This is a genomic window from Streptomyces sp. NPDC057682 (genome assembly GCF_042799575.1).
Lineage (GTDB): Bacteria > Actinomycetota > Actinomycetes > Streptomycetales > Streptomycetaceae > Streptomyces.
In genome coordinates this window covers 150,721-167,600 of sequence record NZ_JBHVIN010000015.1, presented here as the reverse complement: position 1 = coordinate 167,600, position 16,880 = coordinate 150,721, and the positions used below count along the sequence as shown (strand labels likewise).

Annotated in this window: 15 protein-coding genes; 8 read left to right on the top strand and 7 right to left on the bottom strand. The window is 70.0% G+C overall.

Annotated elements, in window-relative coordinates; all coding sequences use genetic code 11:
• Positions 1 to 92: 92 nt before the first annotated feature.
• On the top strand, positions 93 to 224 hold the full coding sequence (locus ACFVDM_RS26570; RefSeq protein ID WP_383645096.1) for a hypothetical protein: 132 nt from the start codon (positions 93 to 95) through the stop codon (positions 222 to 224).
• Positions 225 to 661: 437 nt separating this feature from the next.
• Positions 662 to 1,024: a hypothetical protein gene (locus tag ACFVDM_RS26565; RefSeq protein WP_383645093.1), complete on the top strand. Its 363-nt coding sequence runs from the start codon at positions 662 to 664 to the stop codon at positions 1,022 to 1,024.
• A gap of 83 nt (positions 1,025 to 1,107) precedes the next feature.
• Here the strand turns inward: ACFVDM_RS26565 and ACFVDM_RS26560 are convergent, their stop codons facing one another.
• The 4 genes from ACFVDM_RS26560 to ACFVDM_RS26545 form a co-directional block, all read right to left on the bottom strand.
• Positions 1,108 to 1,287 carry a hypothetical protein gene (locus tag ACFVDM_RS26560; RefSeq protein WP_383645090.1) on the bottom strand — a complete coding sequence of 60 codons (180 nt, stop codon included), beginning with the start codon at positions 1,285 to 1,287 and terminating at the stop codon, positions 1,108 to 1,110.
• A gap of 329 nt (positions 1,288 to 1,616) precedes the next feature.
• Positions 1,617 to 3,011, bottom strand: a complete 1,395-nt coding sequence (locus ACFVDM_RS26555; protein WP_383645087.1) for a hypothetical protein — start codon at positions 3,009 to 3,011, stop codon at positions 1,617 to 1,619.
• Positions 3,008 to 3,199, bottom strand: a complete 192-nt coding sequence (locus ACFVDM_RS26550) for a hypothetical protein (RefSeq protein ID WP_383645084.1) — start codon at positions 3,197 to 3,199, stop codon at positions 3,008 to 3,010. The genes ACFVDM_RS26555 and ACFVDM_RS26550 overlap by 4 nt, the downstream gene beginning before the upstream one ends.
• Before the next feature lie 556 nt (positions 3,200 to 3,755).
• The gene (locus ACFVDM_RS26545) at positions 3,756 to 4,958 is read right to left on the bottom strand and encodes a hypothetical protein (RefSeq protein ID WP_383645081.1); all 1,203 of its coding nucleotides are present in this window, start codon (positions 4,956 to 4,958) and stop codon (positions 3,756 to 3,758) included.
• Positions 4,959 to 5,347: 389 nt separating this feature from the next.
• Between ACFVDM_RS26545 and ACFVDM_RS26540 the strand changes: the two genes are divergently transcribed.
• Positions 5,348 to 7,042 (top strand): hypothetical protein, encoded by a 1,695-nt coding sequence (locus ACFVDM_RS26540; RefSeq protein ID WP_383645078.1) that lies wholly within the window; start codon positions 5,348 to 5,350, stop codon positions 7,040 to 7,042.
• A gap of 144 nt (positions 7,043 to 7,186) precedes the next feature.
• On the top strand, positions 7,187 to 8,569 hold the full coding sequence (locus tag ACFVDM_RS26535; protein WP_383645075.1) for a hypothetical protein: 1,383 nt from the start codon (positions 7,187 to 7,189) through the stop codon (positions 8,567 to 8,569).
• 72 nt (positions 8,570 to 8,641) lie between these two features.
• Here the strand turns inward: ACFVDM_RS26535 and ACFVDM_RS26530 are convergent, their stop codons facing one another.
• The 3 genes from ACFVDM_RS26530 to ACFVDM_RS26520 form a co-directional block, all read right to left on the bottom strand.
• Positions 8,642 to 10,615, bottom strand: coding sequence for an ABC transporter ATP-binding protein (locus ACFVDM_RS26530; protein ID WP_383645073.1), 1,974 nt, complete (start codon positions 10,613 to 10,615; stop codon positions 8,642 to 8,644).
• 281 nt (positions 10,616 to 10,896) lie between these two features.
• Positions 10,897 to 11,757: a phosphotransferase family protein gene (locus ACFVDM_RS26525; protein ID WP_383645070.1), complete on the bottom strand. Its 861-nt coding sequence runs from the start codon at positions 11,755 to 11,757 to the stop codon at positions 10,897 to 10,899.
• Between the two features lie 77 nt (positions 11,758 to 11,834).
• Positions 11,835 to 13,013, bottom strand: coding sequence for an XRE family transcriptional regulator (locus tag ACFVDM_RS26520; protein WP_383645067.1), 1,179 nt, complete (start codon positions 13,011 to 13,013; stop codon positions 11,835 to 11,837).
• A gap of 536 nt (positions 13,014 to 13,549) precedes the next feature.
• On the opposite strand from ACFVDM_RS26520, the gene ACFVDM_RS26515 reads away from it, so the two are divergent.
• The 4 genes from ACFVDM_RS26515 (at position 13,550) to ACFVDM_RS26500 (ending at position 16,854) form a co-directional block, all read left to right on the top strand.
• The gene (locus ACFVDM_RS26515; protein ID WP_383645441.1) at positions 13,550 to 14,062 is read left to right on the top strand and encodes an ATP-binding protein; all 513 of its coding nucleotides are present in this window, start codon (positions 13,550 to 13,552) and stop codon (positions 14,060 to 14,062) included.
• A gap of 35 nt (positions 14,063 to 14,097) precedes the next feature.
• Positions 14,098 to 14,625, top strand: a complete 528-nt coding sequence (locus ACFVDM_RS26510; protein ID WP_383645064.1) for an AAA family ATPase — start codon at positions 14,098 to 14,100, stop codon at positions 14,623 to 14,625.
• Between the two features lie 142 nt (positions 14,626 to 14,767).
• Positions 14,768 to 14,977, top strand: a complete 210-nt coding sequence (locus ACFVDM_RS26505; RefSeq protein ID WP_383645061.1) for a DUF5999 family protein — start codon at positions 14,768 to 14,770, stop codon at positions 14,975 to 14,977.
• Between the two features lie 11 nt (positions 14,978 to 14,988).
• On the top strand, positions 14,989 to 16,854 hold the full coding sequence (locus tag ACFVDM_RS26500) for a glycoside hydrolase family 15 protein (protein ID WP_383645058.1): 1,866 nt from the start codon (positions 14,989 to 14,991) through the stop codon (positions 16,852 to 16,854).
• Positions 16,855 to 16,880 lie beyond the last annotated feature (26 nt).

Sequence of the window (16,880 nt, the reverse complement as noted above, 5' to 3'; positions counted from 1 at the left end):
CGGGTCCGTCCCTCCCTGTCCACGAAGGGCGGGACGGTCCTGTCGAGGGGCGGGTTGGCCAGGAAGAGCACGGTCAGTCGTCGGCCACCGACATGTACGACGCGCTCTTCGGCGCCGCCGAGGACGACGGGCGCAGCCGGCGTGACTGGGCGCGCAGCGACACCTACTCCGGAAGCGCGATCTGGTCCGGCCGGCCTGACTTCCGCCGACGGGTGCTGGAGTAGCTCCTGAGGCTCTGGGAGCAGTATCCGGGCGTTCTTGTCCGGTCGCTGCCCCGCCTCGTGGATGCCTGAGCCGGTCAATCCCGAACAGCCGTGCTGTGGGCGGAGTTTCGGCGTGCCGCGATTGGTGCCAGAGGCCTCACCCTTCTACGGTGGAGATCCCACATCTTGTGGTTGCCGAACGCAGGATTCCCATAGGTTGTGGGTGACGGCACCGTTATGCCCATTTCGACCGCGCAGAGGACACATTGATGGCGGACCGAACCGTTGACGGCATGGCGCGCACGCACCGGGGGGCGGAACCCTCCGTCGCCCAGGTGCCCCTGCGGGCTCCAAGGCGCCTGACGTCGACGACCCGCTCGTTCACTGTTGGCGAGGGCAAGGGGTACCTCACGGTTGCCTGCACCGAGGATGGCCGTCCTGTTGCGGTCACGATCTTCATGGCCAAGCAGGGTTCGACCCTGGCGGGCCTGATGGACGGCTTCAGCACGACCATCACTCAGGGCCTGCGTCATCAGGTCCCGCTGGAGGTGTTCGTCCGGGAGTACGTCAGCATGCGGTTCGAGCCCGCGGGCATGACCAACGACCCCGAGATCAAGCACGCAAGTTCCGTACTGGACTACGTCGGCCGGCGCCTGGCGCTCGACTTCCTTCCGTACGAGACGCGGGTCGAGTTCGGCGTGCTGACCGCCGACGAGCGTGCGGCGAAGGAACTCCAGGACAACGTCGGCGACGCGGCCTGGGCGGACATGATCGGCATGGCCATGTCCGCGCCGACCGTCACCGGTCCCCGCAAGGGCTGAAAACCACGACACGGAAGGGCCGGCGTCGCAAGCGGATCGCGATGTCGGCCCTTCCGTGTGTGCGGGAGCCCAATGCGCCGGGTTCAGGTACCCGTCAGGGTGAGGGCGGTCTCGATCGCGGCATCCATGTCGGGTACGAGGGTGACCTCGGGGAGCATGTCGAAGGAGCAGTTCAGCTCGCCGACGTAGATGACCGGGCCGCCGGCGGCCAGCGCGCAGCCGATCTCCATGCTGAGCCCGGCGCTGCGTCGGCTGAATTCCATGGCGATCAGCACCTTGGAGCGGCGGACGTCCTCCAGGCACAGCCGGGCGGCGAGCCGGTTGAGCGCTATCCCTGCGTCGAACTGGCAGCTCGTTCGGGTGAGCGGGTCGAGGTCGAGCCGCCGCGAAGCGGAGTGCAGCGGTGCGGGCAGCCTCTCGCGGAGCTGACGGATCGTGTTGCGCTGGCGAAAGTGGCCGCGAGGTATACCGACATGGCCCCGGGCGGGATGTCGGCACCGACACCGCCTCGGCCTAACGGAGCCGGGCGCCCACCACCGGACGGGCGCCCGGTATAACGCCTCGTCGGGGACCAAGCTGAGCTCGATCCCCCTCAGTCGATCGGCGGGCCCGTCCTCAGCTCCTTGCGCCGTGCGGGGAAGGGCCGGCCGCCGTTGTGCTTGCCCTCCGCCTCCTTGATGGCAGCGGCCACAGCGTCCTGGACGAACGAGGACAGCGTCACCGTGCGGTCGGCGCCCTGCAGCGCGACGACCGTGTTCCGCAGCTGATCGAGCAGCACGTCGGCGATATAGGCGGGCACCTTCTTCTTCCCGCCCGCGGCCGCCGCGCTGTCCGGCGCCGGCTCGTCGTCAGGCTCAGTGACCTGCGCGGGGAGCGCACCGAGACCGGCCAGGAGGACCGCGACGCCACGCGCCCCGGCAGACGGGGAACTCTGCCTCCACGCCTCGCCGGTCGCCTGCACCAGCACCTCGGCGCCGGTTTCGACGAGCACGCCGGTGCCGGCCGCCGCGATCCGGATCGGGGTGTCGTCGGCAAGCGCGTGCCAGGCCCGGCGCACCTGGCCCACGCTCAGCTCCGGACGGCCCACCCGGTCGTCGTGGGGCAATCCGAAGGCGAAGCTGTGTGCGCCCGGGTGCTCGACGAACAGCAGGCAGGGCCGCTCCTGGGGGACCTCGGGGACTTCGACATCGAGGAAAGGCGCCGGGTCAGCCGGGTACAGAGGCGGCCGCTTCGCCGGCAGGGACAGCGGCTCGCCCTTGGCGGTGCAGCTCTCGCGGACCAGGAGCTCGCGGCCGGTCGGCTTCCATCGCAGCCACCAGCGGCCGTCGTTCGCCGACTGCCCCAACGCGTAGTGCCACTCCCCCTCGTGGCCCGACACCAGCTCGCACCACGCGAACGGCTCAACCACGCTCGCACCGACCGGACGCGATGCCAGATAGGCCAGCTCCTCCACTGTGAACGTGGTGGCCACCGAGCAGCCTTTACGCATCATGCTCACGCGCCTTCTCCCCTTCCTCGTCGAAACACCGAGGTCATCGTCACGCGGATCTCGCACACGCGCGGGAGAATCCGGAAACCCGACCCCGATCACTACCCCTATGCGGTCACGGTGGCGGGGTGGGGCGGGGCGCGGGCGGCCGCTCCCAGGGGTGGGCTGAGAGCCGGTCCCGGCGGCGATGGGGGCGAAGCCGTGGCGGCGGAAGAAGTCCTCCAGGCGTACCCGGTCGGCGCCGAACCCGTCGGTGGGCGTGCACACCACGGTCAGGGCGCGGGCGTCGGCCTCCGCACAGATCCGGGTGAAGACCCGGGCGGCGTGGCCGTGGCCACGGACGGCGGCCGAGACGCGCAGCAGTTCCAGCTCCAGTACGCGGTCGTCGGCTTCGAGGACCAGCCCGAGCAGGGCGCCGGGCGGCATCGACCGCCGCAGCTCCCGCTCCAGCTCCCCGGGCCACCCGGTGGCAAGGTCCTCGGGCCGGCGCGGGCTCACGCGAGGCTCCGCTCGGCCGCGGTGAGGGAGGCGGCCTCCACCGTGCAGACCTTGATGAAAGGGCCGCCGGTGAGCCGCCTCGCACGCCAGGACTCGTGGAGCCCGGTCTCGAGGAGGCCGCTGCGGGTGGCGAGTATCCGCAGCTCGCCCGCGAAACGGCCGGCCGGTGTCGTGTCCGGGGTGACCACGGTCAGGTTCCCGGCACGGCCGGCGCCGCACGGAGGGGTCGCGGTGCGTGTCGTCGGCGAGCGGGGCCGGCGCCCGCAGGTGTTCCGGCCTCGCGACGGCGGGCGCCCAGGCCCATGGCGTGGTCCCGTCGCCGGGCGGCAGCGGGTGGGGGTTCATGCGGTGGTGCCTCCGTCGTCGCTACGGGCGGATGCCGTCGAGGCAGTCACGCGCGATGCGGGTGCGTCAGGCGCCCGCACGCGGGGATGCGGGCGTCGCGGTTGACGGCCGTCACCTCGTCGGCGAATGGCTGCATGGGCGGCGGCGCCCGGCGTCCGGGCGGCGGTCGGTGCCGGTGGGCGGGGCTGGCAGGCCGGTGAGGTCGTGCCACTCGAAGGCAGCGGAGCTCTTCCCGGCGCCGCCGCGCCGGCGGTTCCAGGCGGTGACGCCGGGCTGCGAGTCGGGGTCATGGGCTACGGGGTGCGGCGAGCGGGCCGGGCCTGGGTTCCTATGAGGGCGTCGTCGGTGTCCAGGCCCCGGCGCCCGGCCTCTGCGCACATCTGCTGGCCGGGTCCCACGTCAGCGGCGGAATCCGCGGTCGGGGTCCCGTGCGTTGTCCGCACTGAAGGGCTCGAACCACTCGTCGGCGGCGAGGTTCACCATGCCCATGGCCTGGCGGATGTCGCTGTCCGGGGCTTCCATGCCATCGAGCTGGGCATCGAAGAGCATCAACACGTCATGGTCCTCGAAAAGGTCCTCCGAGCAACCCCGCCAGTCGTAGTCGGCGCTGCTGTGGGGCAGGTTGGCGACGAGATCGCGCACGGCGTTCGGGCGGTTGGCCGTGATCGACCGGGCTCGGTCGATCATCAGGTGGAGAGCCATCTCCTCACCCGTGCACCGCGGCCCCATCCAGTTCTCGCCCGCCGCCTGAAGGTCGCCGGCCAGGTCGTCGAAGGCCCGGGCCATCTGCTTGCGCCACTGCCCGTCGCAGCGCAGCGTGATCGCCGGGAGCCGGCCGAACACCCCGCCGGCGCCACGGGGCAGGGGCTCGTCGCCGAGCGCGGCGGCCTCCTGCCGGGCGAGCGCGGACAGTTCCTCGCCCGCCAGGCGCAGCACGGCGGCCGTGCGGGCGGTCAGGACGCCCTCGTCGTCCGCTTCCGACCACCCCTCTTCGTCCTCCTCGTCGAGGTGCGGGTATTGGACGCGGGAGGCAAACCGGGCACGGGCGCGGGCTGCGGCTTCCTCGGGCTTGGCGAGGCAGGTGTCGATGAGCTGGAGGTCGTCGTCGAACTCCTCGGCGGCAAGCTCGGTGGCGGCCCGGGCGAGCAGGCGCGTGCCGGCGTCCCGCCCCGTGCGCGGCAGGACGACGGCGTAGTAGTTGTCGGTGAGCCGGTCGATGACCTCGGCGACGACGGTGGTGACGACGGTCTGGTCGTCGAAGGGGGCCTGGATGTCCAGCCGGTCGAGGACGAGGAAGTTGCCGGGCTGTTCGACGGCATCCTCCAGTTCGTGCGTGAGGCCGCCGTCCGGGGTCAGGAGCCTGTCCGCGGCGAGGGCGCAGAGGCCCCCGTGGTCGGTCATCCGCTCGGCCAGATTGCCGGCGCTGTAGTAGAGGCAGCGGGCCGCGCGGAGGCTGCCTACCTCGCGCTCGCCGTCCAGGACGCGGATGTGCCACTCCTGAAGTCCCTGCCCGGGGTCGGCCAGGCGGTGGCGGTGGTGAACCTCGATCCCCAGGTTCGCGAGATCGGGTACTGAATGGGCGGTTGCCGCGGGGGCGGTCATCGTTGCTCTCCTGTCGGCCGGACGTGCTATCTGGCGCGCCGCTCACCGTATCGGCTCACCGCCGCGTCCTGCTGTGCGCGGGCGGGATGCGGGCACGCCGGGCCGCAGCCCGGGGAGAGATGGGGGGTCAGCCGCACTGGCCGGCGGGGGTTCAGGGCCCGGCTCGGCGCTGGCGTCGGACGGTGCTCGGAGCGCGGGAAGGACCTGGTGTGCCTGCCGTAGTGTCATCTCGGCAGGAGTTGAACGGCGGGTCGGATCGCTGTGGGCTTCTCGTACGGCAGCGGACGCAGAGAAGGGGTTCAGTGGAGGGCCTGGGAGATGTGAGGGGGCTCCTCGCGGACATGGCGGAGCGGTACGCCCGGGAAGAGGGGGACAGGGGCCCCGCCCTGATGGCGCTCGGCGGCATCGGGCGGCAGGAGGGCGAGCGGGTCGTGGACCTGGATGCTCCGCTGCTAGGCCATGCCACACGCGAGGTCCGCGACCTGCTCAAGCGCGGCGACGCCTTCGGGCTGGGCATCCGGGACGCGCAGCGTGCCGTGCACCTGGACCGGGCAGGGTGCCTGTCGCTGCTGGCCGCCCTTGTCGGCGCCGGATACCTGACCGCACCGGATGACCTCGACCGGCCCCGGCACTGCTACAGCTGTCGGACCGACGACTGCGAGTACCACGACCACCGGACCTGGACACTGACCCCTGCGGGGCGGAGTCTGGCCCATGCATCCGGGCGCCGGCCGTCGACCCGCAAGAACGCCGATGCCCTGGCCGCCAAGGTCGTCAAGGCCGCCCGGGAGGTCAACTCTGATCCCGACGCGACGCTGTGGTGGGTCAAAAGCATCCGCGCGGTGGGCGCCTACGCCGATCCCGGCCGGGATTCGCTGCTGCACGTCGATCTCGCCGTGGAGCTCCGGCCGCGCCTGGACGACCCGCTTGAGCAGCGCAAGGCCGAACAGCGCCTGCGTGATGCCGCCCGTGACCGCGGCGAGCGGCAGCGGGTGTGGGACATGGTCGGGTACGGCCACTGGCGTACCCGGCTCGCGCTGGCCGGGCGCAGCAAGGTCGTGCGGCTGTTCGTGCCGGCGCGGGAAGGTGAGGGGAGGCTGCTGTTCGAGGAGGAGCGGGAGCTGACCGTGTCCGCGAAAGCGACGGAGCCTTATCGGCGGCCGGTGGATGTGCCGCTGACGACGTGCTCGTGGTGCGGGCGGCAGGGGGAGGCGTCGCGCGTTGCTCAGCGCGGTGTCGCGCTGGCGTCGTCTCCTGTCGGGCTGTGCGAGCTGTGTCTGTCGCTTGGCTGGGCCGATGATCTCCAGTACCAGGGCTCCGTTGAGGTGTGGTCGTGGGGTACGGTTCGCAGGCTCCGCACGGAGCTGCCCGGATCGCCGTTCCACGCTTCGGGGTGCGCGTTGTGCGGCCGCGACGAAGCATTGGAGCGGCCGTGGTGGCCGGTCGATCACCGCGACGGGTCGGGCGGGGAGCAGCCGGTCGTGCTCCGGTTGTGCGATGTGTGCCCCGGATTGCTGGAGCTGGTCGATTCCCCTGGCCGGGACGGTGCGTGGTGTGCCCGGCACGAGCACGCGTGCATGGTCGGCATGCGCGCCCTGTTGTGGCGCCGGGCCGGCGTCTCGGTGGTGGCTCCGAGCGGGCAGAAGGCCCGTAAGCGGCCGCGGCTGACCGCGTTGCACCGGGAGCTGCGGGCCATGGTGGAGGAGCACGGGGCGCTGTCCGCCGTGGACCTGGCCCGCGCACCGATCAGTCAGGGCCGCCAGGACTCCCGCTGGTGGATGGTGCGGCTGGCCCACCTGTTCGATCACGGCCTCATTGCCGAAGTGCGCGACGGAGGGGAAGAGGCCCGCGGGCTCGTGCGGGCCACCAGCGGCGTCGAGCGGGACCTGGAGGCCCAGCTGGATGCGCTGCACAGGCCGGGGCCGGTCTGGGACGGGCAACGGGTGCTTGAACCGGCGCCTCCGGAAGGCTGGGCCGAACTGCGTACGAGGGCCGACCAGGAAGCGGCCCGGCTAGACCAGGAAGCGTTGCTGCGGGTTGCGGCTCACCCGGTGCCGCAGGCTCCCCACGGCCGCTGGGGGTAAGTCGCCGACATTCGGCATCGTGTGGGTGATGGTTGGGAGAAGTGGCCTGCTGCCGCTTCGCGGCCTCCTATTCTGCGGTGCGTACGGCCGGTGCAGCCATGTGGCCGGATCTCAGCAGCTTGTGACCGACAGGAGCCCCTGGCCATGTCCCAGCACGCTTCCACGTCCCGGACCGAACTGGCCGCCATCGCCTTCGGAGTTCCTTCGAATGGGGAGAAGCTGATCTCCGCGGTGTGCAGGTTCGGTGGCTGCCCCGCGCCCGGCGAAGGCCTCGCAGCCCACCTGATCGCCGGGGCGTTCACCGCGCTGGACCAGGTGCCCCTCGACGTGCGCCTCTACGTCCACGACCTTCAGCAGACGGCGGAGAGGTGGCCGGCTCTGCCGGTCACGTTGCCGCCGACGCCCTGGCAGGCGGCCACCCTCGTCGACGACCTGGCCGCGCTGGTCGCGGACCTGTCGGCGGCAGAACTGCGCGAGGCCGCCGAAGGCCTGGCCCTCACCCGCGGCAACGTCGCCCTGGCGCACGACGAGCCCGTCCTCGCCCGCGTGTGGGCACAGGACGCAGACCCACTGCCGCTGGACCGCCGCGCGCGGGAGGCCGTGCTGCTCCAGTTGTTCGACCACGTGGACCCGCACGAGTGGACCGACGAGCAGACCATCAGCGTCCGCAAGGCCCTCCTGATCCGCCTGGCCGGCCTCGGCGACGCTCTGCTGCGCCTCTCCGCGCTCCCGCCCGCCCGCCTGGACTGGCAACACGACGGCGACGGACTCACCGCGTTGGTGCCCGTACCCGGTGCGCCCCAGCCCCTGGAGGCCCGGGTGGTCAGTGAGTCCGTCGAGCCGCATCCCTTCACCTCGTGGCACGAGCCGATGTGGGGCTCCCCCGAGACGGCCTCGACCCCCGGATGCTGGCGCTGGTCGGTGGGGTGGCGCTCCGCCGGCGGAGCGTTCCACAGCGATGCCGGAAGTACCGAGGCGAGCGAGGCCGCTGCACGGTTCGGCGCCGAGCAGACCCTCGCCGCCTACGCCACGCACGCCTCGACCGTGCGCCAACGACTGCGCCACCGCCTGTTGGTACCGCGGCAGCCCGACATGCTGTCGATGAGCGACCCCGCCGTCGTGGTGCTGGGTCTGCGGGCGGTCAGCGACGAGTACCGTACCGAAACGAGCCGCCCGGATGACGCGACCGGGTGGCGGATCGTGCCGCACCAGAACGCGAGCAAGGAATGCAGCCTCGTCGCAATCCTCCTCGACGACTGTTCCCTCCCTCACCCCGAGGCCGGCGACCCGGCCAACACCGCCGACCCGTCCGACCCCGCGTTCGAGGACTTCCTGCGCTCCCACGCCGTCGTCCTCACCCCGCCCGCCCGTACCTACCTGGCCGGGCTCTCCCAGGCCGGGCCCGGCGAGCTCCCCCTGTCCCAGCGTCACGAAGCAGCGATGCGTGCGGTGCTCGCCGTCGGCGGGGAGGCGGCCGACCTGCTGACCGCCGAGACCGGCCCCCTGCCCGACCACATGGCCTGGTAGGACGCGGCCTCACGCCGCACTGCATGAGCTGTCAGAGCGGACTGTGCGAGAGCGGACTGTGCGGGCGCGAGGTCACCCTCCGAACTGGTTCGCGTAGGTCTGTGCCTGCTTTCGCCACAGGGTGGCGTACTCGCCGTCGGCGGTGAGGAGGGAGTGGTGGGTGCCTTCCTCCAGGATGCGCCCGCGGTCCAGGACGATGATGCGGTCGGCGGCGCGGGTGGAGCCGAGGCGGTGGGTGATCAGGATGACAGTGCGGTCCTGGCCGAGGGCGCGGATGCGATCGTAGACGGCTTCTTCCGCGCGGGGGTCGAGGGCGGAGGTCGGCTCGTCACAGATCAGGATGGGGGCATCCTTGCGGTGGAACGCCCGGGCGCCGGCCAGGCGCTGCCATTGTCCGCCGGAGAGGTCGCGTCCGCCCCACTGGGAGGGGGCGAGGTTGGTATCGAGGCCGTCGGGAAGGTGGTCGATGACGCTGTCGGCGCCGGAGGCGCGGGCCGCGGCCATCACGGTCGTGTCGTCACCGTCGCCCTGGCCCAGGGTGATGTTGTCGCGTGCTGATACCTGCCAGCGGGCGATGTCCTGGGGCAGCAACGCGAGGCGCGACCACACCTGTTCTGGATCGGCAGTGGCCAGGTCGACGTCGTTCCAGGTGACGGTGCCGGTGGTGGGGGTATAGAGGCCGGCAAGAAGCTTGGCGAGGGTGGACTTGCCCGCGCCGTTCGCGCCCACGATCGCCAGGACCTCGCCGCGGCGCACGGTGACGCTGACGTTCTCCAGCACGGGCAGTTCGTTGCCGGGGTAGCGGAAAGTGACGTTGTGAGCAGCGATGGTAGCCGGACGGCCGGGCACCGGGACGGGTGTGGTGGGCAGGTGTGCGCGGTGTTCGGCGTCGGCAAGGAAGGTGGTCCAGTCGCCGAGGTAGAGACCCGTCTTGTAGGTGGAGTTGATGCCGGTGACCAGTTGGCCCAGAAGGAGGCGGCAGGTCTGGACGGCGATGAACGCGGTGCCGGCTGCGGCCGCCGGGATGTGGCCGTCGAGCACGAGGGCGATCAGGGCGCCGTATACGACGAGGGCGGTGCCCCCGGCCATGGTGTCGCCCAGGAGTTGGTAGCGGGCGGTGGTGCGGCCGATGTGGGCGGCGTGCGCGGTGAGACGGTCGGTGACGGTGGTGAACTGGCCGAGGAGCCAGGTGCGCATGGTGTTGGCTCGCACGTCAAGTGCGGTGGCGCGGCCGGCGGTGCAGTAGATGAGGTTGTGGCGCAGGCGGCGGTCGGCCAGGGTGTGCCGCTCGGCGAGATGGGCGGCGCGGGCGCCGCGGACGGCCGCGGCGCCCCGTGGAATCACGGCGAGGAGCAGGAGGGGGAGCAGGAGGGGGTGGAGGGCGGTGAGGATGCCGGCGGCGGCGAGCAGGCCGAGGAGGGCCGCGGTGAGGGCGGTGAGGGCGTCGATCATCAGGTGGGCGTCCTTGGAGGCCCGGTTGGCGGCTTCGCTGTGGTCGCACCAGGCTGGGTCGTCGTAGGAGGCGAGCGGGACGCGGGTGGCGGCATTGAGGTAGCGCAGTTCGGCGATCGCGTCGACGCGCGGGCCGATGCGGGCGGTGACGGCCAGGGTGGTGGCGGTGATCAGCGAGCGACCGGCTGCAGCGGCGGTGATCAGCACGAGGGAGGGCAGCGCTGTCTGGATGCGCTGGGCGGTCGGCCCGGCGGCGAGGAGGGGGTGGAGGGCGCCGCGGGTCGCGTAGAGGCCAGTTGCGGTGATTGCGCCGGTGGCCAGTTGGAGGACGGCCGTAATCAGGACGGCGCGGCGGTCGGCGTCCCAGGCAAGGCGTAGCGCGGTTGTGGCCAGGTTGGGGAGGCGCCGGGCGATGGTGGTGAAGTCGTCGTTGAGTGCGTTGTCGTGGCGCTCGGCACTGACAGTGTAGCGCGGGAGGGTTTGTTGTTGGTCGTGGGGGCGGCGGGGTGACTGCGGTGGCCGAAGCCGTCGCCGCCCCGGGGCGGAGGTCGGGTGGTTCTCGCGAGTGGCGCTGCGATGCGCGGTGTCGGTCACATCTTGAGCAACGACTCACCCATACGGGTGGTCGTGGTGGCGAAGGGTGGCGTTTGTCAGTTCGAGTGTTCCACCTGTAGAGCGGGAGCGTAGGGCCAGACGCGATCGGCCGATGATCGTGTTCGAAGGGCACGATGCGAACTGGGTACTCACGTTCGGACCGGAGTCAGCTTCGCGGCGCGGCAGGCACTGGCTTGGACGGTGCTGTCCGTGTGTCCTCGGCTGCTGCGGGAGCGGCCCGAGGACGGCCGGGCCCGATTCGATCCACAAGCGCTACCGAATTACAGAATGCTCCAGCTGAGGGACAGGTCGCGGCGACGCAGACCGTCCACTCGTCGCTGAACCTCTTCAAGGCTGCTTGGGGCGTGGTGAACCTTACGGGCATTTGTCGTAATCATGCGCAACTCTCGTATTGCTGCCAGGGTCGGGTAGCCGGACCATCTGGTGACATCCCAACCGTACGCATCAGCGAAGGCTCCGTAGTGCTGCCTTCCATACCCAAATCGCCGGCAGTGCACCTCCACGGTGACCAGATCCCATTCTGGGTGCCCCATTGCCACGGTGTCCCAGTCGCACAGCACGGCAGCACCTTGCTCCACATGGAGGGCGTTGCGGTGTTGTGGGTCTCCTTGAATCACCCCTTCGGGGTGCTCGAACTCTACTGTGGCGAGGTCGAGTTCGAGCTGTGCGGCGTGCGTTCTCAGGAAGGCAAGAGTGTCCGGGGGAAGGCATGTGATTGCGGCTAGGGACCGGCGAATCGCGGCGATATTGTCATGGGCAGGTAGGGAGAGGGGTGGGGTCGGCAGGGTGTGGAGTGCGCGCAGGGGCTTGGCGAGTTGAGCTGCGTCGACGGGATATGCCGGCTGAGGCAGGTATCGCCAGAAGGTGATGGCGTGGCGGTCAATGACGACGGGCTGGTCAACCGGATACAGGGGAGCGGTTGGGAAGCCGCTGGCCATGAGCCAGCGGACGAATTGAACCGTCCGGGCTACTTCGTCAATCCGTGATCCGCGGCGGGCGATCTTGACGACTACCTGCTCGCTCTTGAGGAGTACGACCGCGTTGGTGTGCCCACGGAGCAGTGAGGCGTCGGAGGGGTCAAGTCCCGCGATGGCGCAGCCTTCCTTCAAGACCTGGTACATCTCCGCTTTGTCGTACCCGCCGGGGGCCTGTGGAGCTTGTGTCATGGGTTCAGGCTCGCCGACGCGTACGGCGTCTGTCACATCTGGCCGGAAGGAAGCGCAAGGATCTCTCGCAACTCGCGGGCGGCACGCCCTGATTCTGCGCCGGCGGGGAGCGCGCCGATGACCTCTCGTGCTCGCTCCTCTACGATCAGCGTCCGGTGCTCGGGCGCGATCCGTACGAACGTTCCGGCGGCTAGTTGGCAGGCCTCGGCGATGCTGCGGTCCTTCGCGAGGCAGAGGGCAGCCTCCAGATGGAGGAGGGCGGGGTCGATGCCGGTCTTCGAGGGGTAGAGGCGGAGTGCCGCCTCCTGGACGAGGCGTGCTTCCCTCGTCTTGCCGAGCGCGGTCAGGATGCCGCTCTCGTAGAGCCTGAATCGCCGCTCTGGGAAGCCGAAGGCGTCGTTGTCGGCGGGGCCGCCTGCCCCACTCTGCTCGAATGCGGCCGCAGCCCTTCTGTGCGCTGCCTCGGCTCCCTCTTTGTCCCCCAGTTTGGCAAGAGCGCGCGCTTCGGCAGCCGAGGCGAATGCTGCTGTAGCGCTGGGCCGGCCCCGGCAGATGATCCGCGCCTCCCGAGCGAGCTGAACTGCCGCTTCCAGGGGCCCGTAGTAGAACGGGAGCATCGCGGCTTGGGCTCTGACACGGGCGCGGAGTTCCCCGTTGCCGCTGTCGTCCGCAGCGCTTCTTGCCGTTGCATACCACGACCTGGACCGGGGCAGATGGCCGAGCTTCATGAGGGCGTCAGCAATCAGCGTGGCCAGCATGGAGGTCAGCTCGGACAGCCGAACCTGGACTGCCGCCGGCTGCCGGTGGCTGGCGAGCACCTCGACCTCCGTGAGGAGGTCCAGGAGCACCGAAATCATGGGAGTGGGTGCTGTATAGACGTACTGCTCTCGGGCCCAGAGCACTTGTTCGTCGAGCATGTCGAGCTGGTTCGGGCTGACGGTGCCGGCTGCCAGTGTCCGGTCTACGGAGCGTCGGGCGGCGTCAACGCGCTGCTCAAGCGGGTCGGCGGTGAAGGGCCCTGGAGCGGCGGAGTTCGACGGCAGATTGCGGCCTGCCGGGACGAGGTCGGAGGAGGGCGGCGGGTGGCCGCTCCCGGTGGATGGGAACCCCAGGTCCCCGGGGGCGCAAGCGTAGAACTCACTGAGCAGTTCGATTGTCGCCGCGAGAGGCTGTCGCCCCTTCTCCCAGTGCCCGAGCTGGTCGCCGTCCACCCGGGGGGCGCTGTGACGTCCCGCGCTGAGGTCGTTCAGTTGATTGGCGGCTTCCCGCAGCGTCATTCCTCGCGCAAGACGATGGGCGCGCAGAGGGGATACCCCGCAGTGAACATGGATCGTGCGGGCGATCTCGCCATGAGACTCACCACGCTGGGCGGCTTCATGTCGTAACTGCTTGGCACACGAGGGAGTGTGCGCTGCACGGGTCATCAGTACCTCCCGAGCCCCATCCGAATGTTGACATCGTAGTGACGGGTCATCGGGGCCGTGCCGAAAATCAGTGACCTCAACGGGAAATCAGTTACCTGATCCGTCACCTGGGCCTTGAGGTCGCTGATCAGTGAAGCGTGACGGTTGCTCGGGGCCCGCCCCGCAGTAAATCCTGCTGGGCACGTCAGCCCGACAAGATGCCCGCCGGCCCGAGGACCTGACACCTCTGGCTCCGGCGGGCCCGTGACGGGCGCCGATCCAGCACAGGGCATCAGAACCATGCGGAACGGTGCCCGGCCTGCCAGAACCGGGAAGTGAACGCGATGACAGCCTTGTCGAGCCGGGAGTTCCTGGCGGTGCTCTCCTACGGCAATGAGGTAGAGCGGGTCACCGTCGAGATCGAGAGCTGTGAGCGGAATGTCGGTGCAGCGCGCCGCTTCGCTCGCCAGCAGCTCGTTCGGTGGGGGATGGCCAAGGACGACGAACTGATCGATCGGGTGCTCCTGGTCGTGAGCGAGCTGGTCACCAACGCGGTCGTGCACGGTCGGCTGGCGCGGACGAAGGCGGAGACCGTGGAGGTCGCGCTGGCTTTGAGGCGCGGCTTCGCCCTCGGGGTCATGGTGGCGGACAGTTCCTGCGGCACCCCGCAGATGCGCATCCGGCCGTCCTCGAACTCAAGCAACGGGCGCGGACTTCTCCTCGTGAACGCAGCGTCTGACCGCTGGACAGCAACGTCTCGACGTTGCGACGAAGACGCTGGCGGGAAGGCGGTGTGGGCCTTCTTCGAGATCCCGCGCGTGCCCTCTGCGCCGCAGCCGATGCCTCAGTCGGCGTGAACGGGACGCAACGTGCGCATAGAGGCAGGAGAGCAATGATTGTCGCCGTGGGTGGTCTTCCCTTCACCGGGAAATCCACGCTCGCCCGGTCCTTGTCGGAGGCGATTCCGGGCCTTCTTCTCGACGCAGCCGCACTGCAAAGAGTCCTCTTCCCCAGCCTGGTTGTGCCTCCTCGGGAAGTGAACGACTGGCTCTACGAGAGTGTACTGAAGGCGACATCGTGGAACCTCGACACAACGCCCGGATCAGTCATCGTGCTCGACGGGCGTCCCCTCACCCGAACCCGCGACGCCCTGTCCCTTCGCCGCTTCGCCGCAACTCTCGGCCACGCGCTGCACATCGTCGAGTGCGTCTGCCCCGACGACGTGGCGAGGGCCAGATCAGCGGCAGCCGGCGCTCTGTATCCGCCACCCAACGCCGGAACGGATCCGATACCGGAGCCAGCAGTCGTGGTGAACACCTGCCGGCCGTTGGAGGAATGCATCTCCATCGTTCTCGACGCCGTACTCGGACGATCGGAGACCACGCCCACCAGCTCGGCCGAGCCCATGCATCCGGTCTGACCACGCGTCCCAGCCGAGAAGGCCACATCAGATCCGGTCTGTGCAACGGGACGTGGACCCTCTGCGTGGATTCGCCTCTCGGCCAGGGACTACGCCACACCTGCGCCGTCTCACTGTCACCCTCAGAGCCCAAGGAACTTCCATGTGTAATCACAAGCCGAGCTGCCCCGCGCCCGACGCCGCCAACCGCGAGGCCGCACGTGGTCTGGTACATCATCCCGAACAGGGTTGGAGCCTGCTGTGCAACGGCGTCCTGCTCTTCGAGGACACCGGCGAGCTCCTCCCTGACGGGCAGATCATCCCTCCGCACCGCCCGACGCCGATCCCGGCGATCCTGGTGAGGGCCGCGTGAACCTCATCCCCTTGCCCCGCAGTTCCTCCCCGGCCCTCCGGCCGCTCCGCCGTGCTGGCCGGATCGAGGACCATGCCTTCCTGGGCAACATGCGCACGGGTGCTCTGGTCGACCGTGACGGCGCCGTCGCCTGGATGGGCTTACCGCGGTTCGACTCCCCGGCCCATTTCGCCAGCATCCTGGGAACTCAACAGCACGGGTTGTGGCGCATCGGCCCGGCCGGCCCCGTAACGGTGGCGCGTGTAGCAGGCCGGCGGACCTATCTCGGTCACACCCTCATCCTGGAGTCCTCGTGGACCACGGAGGAAGGCACCGCCACGGTGATCGACTTCATGCCCACCACGGGCGAAGCGGCGCAGCTGGTGCGCATCGTCCAGGGTGTTGCCGGCCGGGTCGTCATGCAGTCGCTTCTGCGGGTGCGGACCGGCTACGGGCGGACGTCGCCCGACCTCGTCTTCGACGGGCCCCGGGTCAGCGCCGGTCTGGACGAGGGCCGGATATGGATCGACGCGGATGTCCCTCTCCATGCCGATGGCGACGACCTGCTCTCGCAGTTCACCGTGTCCGCGGGCGAGCAGGTGGCCTTCACCTTGTCGTGGCAGCCGGACAAGAGCCCCAAGAACCCCCCGCCGGTGCCCGATTCGGCCGCCCTCCTGCGGCAGACCGCGGAGTTCTGGACGGACTGGGCCTCGCGCTGCACGTACACCGGTTCCCGTCGCGAGGACGTCATCCGTTCGCTGATCGTGCTGAAGGCACTCACCTACGAGCCGACCGGCGCGATGGTGGCGGCCCCCAGCGTTTCGCTGCCCGAGGAGATCGGCGGCACGCGCAACTGGTCCTACGTGTACTGCTGGTTGCGGGACTCCGCGTTCGCCGCCGAGGCCCTGACGGAGTTCGGCTACCGGCAGGAGGTGCAGGACTGGATCGGCTGGCTCACGACCGTCATCGGCGGCGACTTCGACAACCTGCAGATCATGTACGGGGTCGGCGGCGAGAGAGATCTCACGGAACAGGAGCTCCCCTGGCTGCCCGGTCATGCCGGATCCCGTCCTGTGCGGATCGGCAACGGCGCGGCAGGACAGCTCCAGCTCGACGTGTTCGGTGAGGTCGTCTGCGCCCTGTTCGCGGCGCAGGAGCGTTTTGCGGACTTGGCGCCGGCGGTGGCGCCGCTGGTCAGCGGGCTCGTCCGGTGCGTGGAGAAGTTGTGGCAGGAGCCGGACGAGGGGATCTGGGAGATCCGCGGACCGCGCCGTCACTTCGTCCATTCCAAGGTGATGGCCTGGGCGGCCCTCGACCGTGCTGTCCGGCTCATCAAGGCCGGAAGCATGAAGGGCCCGTTGGGGCGCTGGACGGTTCTGCGCGATGAGATCCACCGGAAGGTCTGCGCCAGGGGCTACGACCCGCAGCGCAATACCTTCACGCAGTACTACGGCTCCGGGGAGTTGGACGCCTCACTCCTGCACGCCTTGCTGTCCGGATTCCTGCCGGCCGACGACAAGCGGGTCATGGGCACCGTCGAGGCGGTCCAGCGGGAGCTGTCCATCAAGGGCGGCTACCTGCTGCGCTACCGCACCGGCGGCGACGAGCCTGGCGTCGACGGCCTGACGGGCCACGAGGGAACCTTCCTGATCGGGCTCGGCTGGCTGATCACCGCCCTGCGGCACATAGGGCGGACCGGAGAGGCTGATCTGCTTGTTGCCGCCCTGCTCCGTGCCCGCAATGACGTCGGGCTGCTCTCGGAGGAGTGGGATCCGCACGCCGAGCAGCAGCTCGGGAATTTCCCGCAGGCCTTCTCCCACATCGCGGCGCTGCGCGCGCTGGCGGCCGTCCCCGTCGCGGCAGGTCCGGACTCGCTGATCGCGCGGGAACCATGGTGATGCGTCGGGTCCGTACCCGGCCGGGA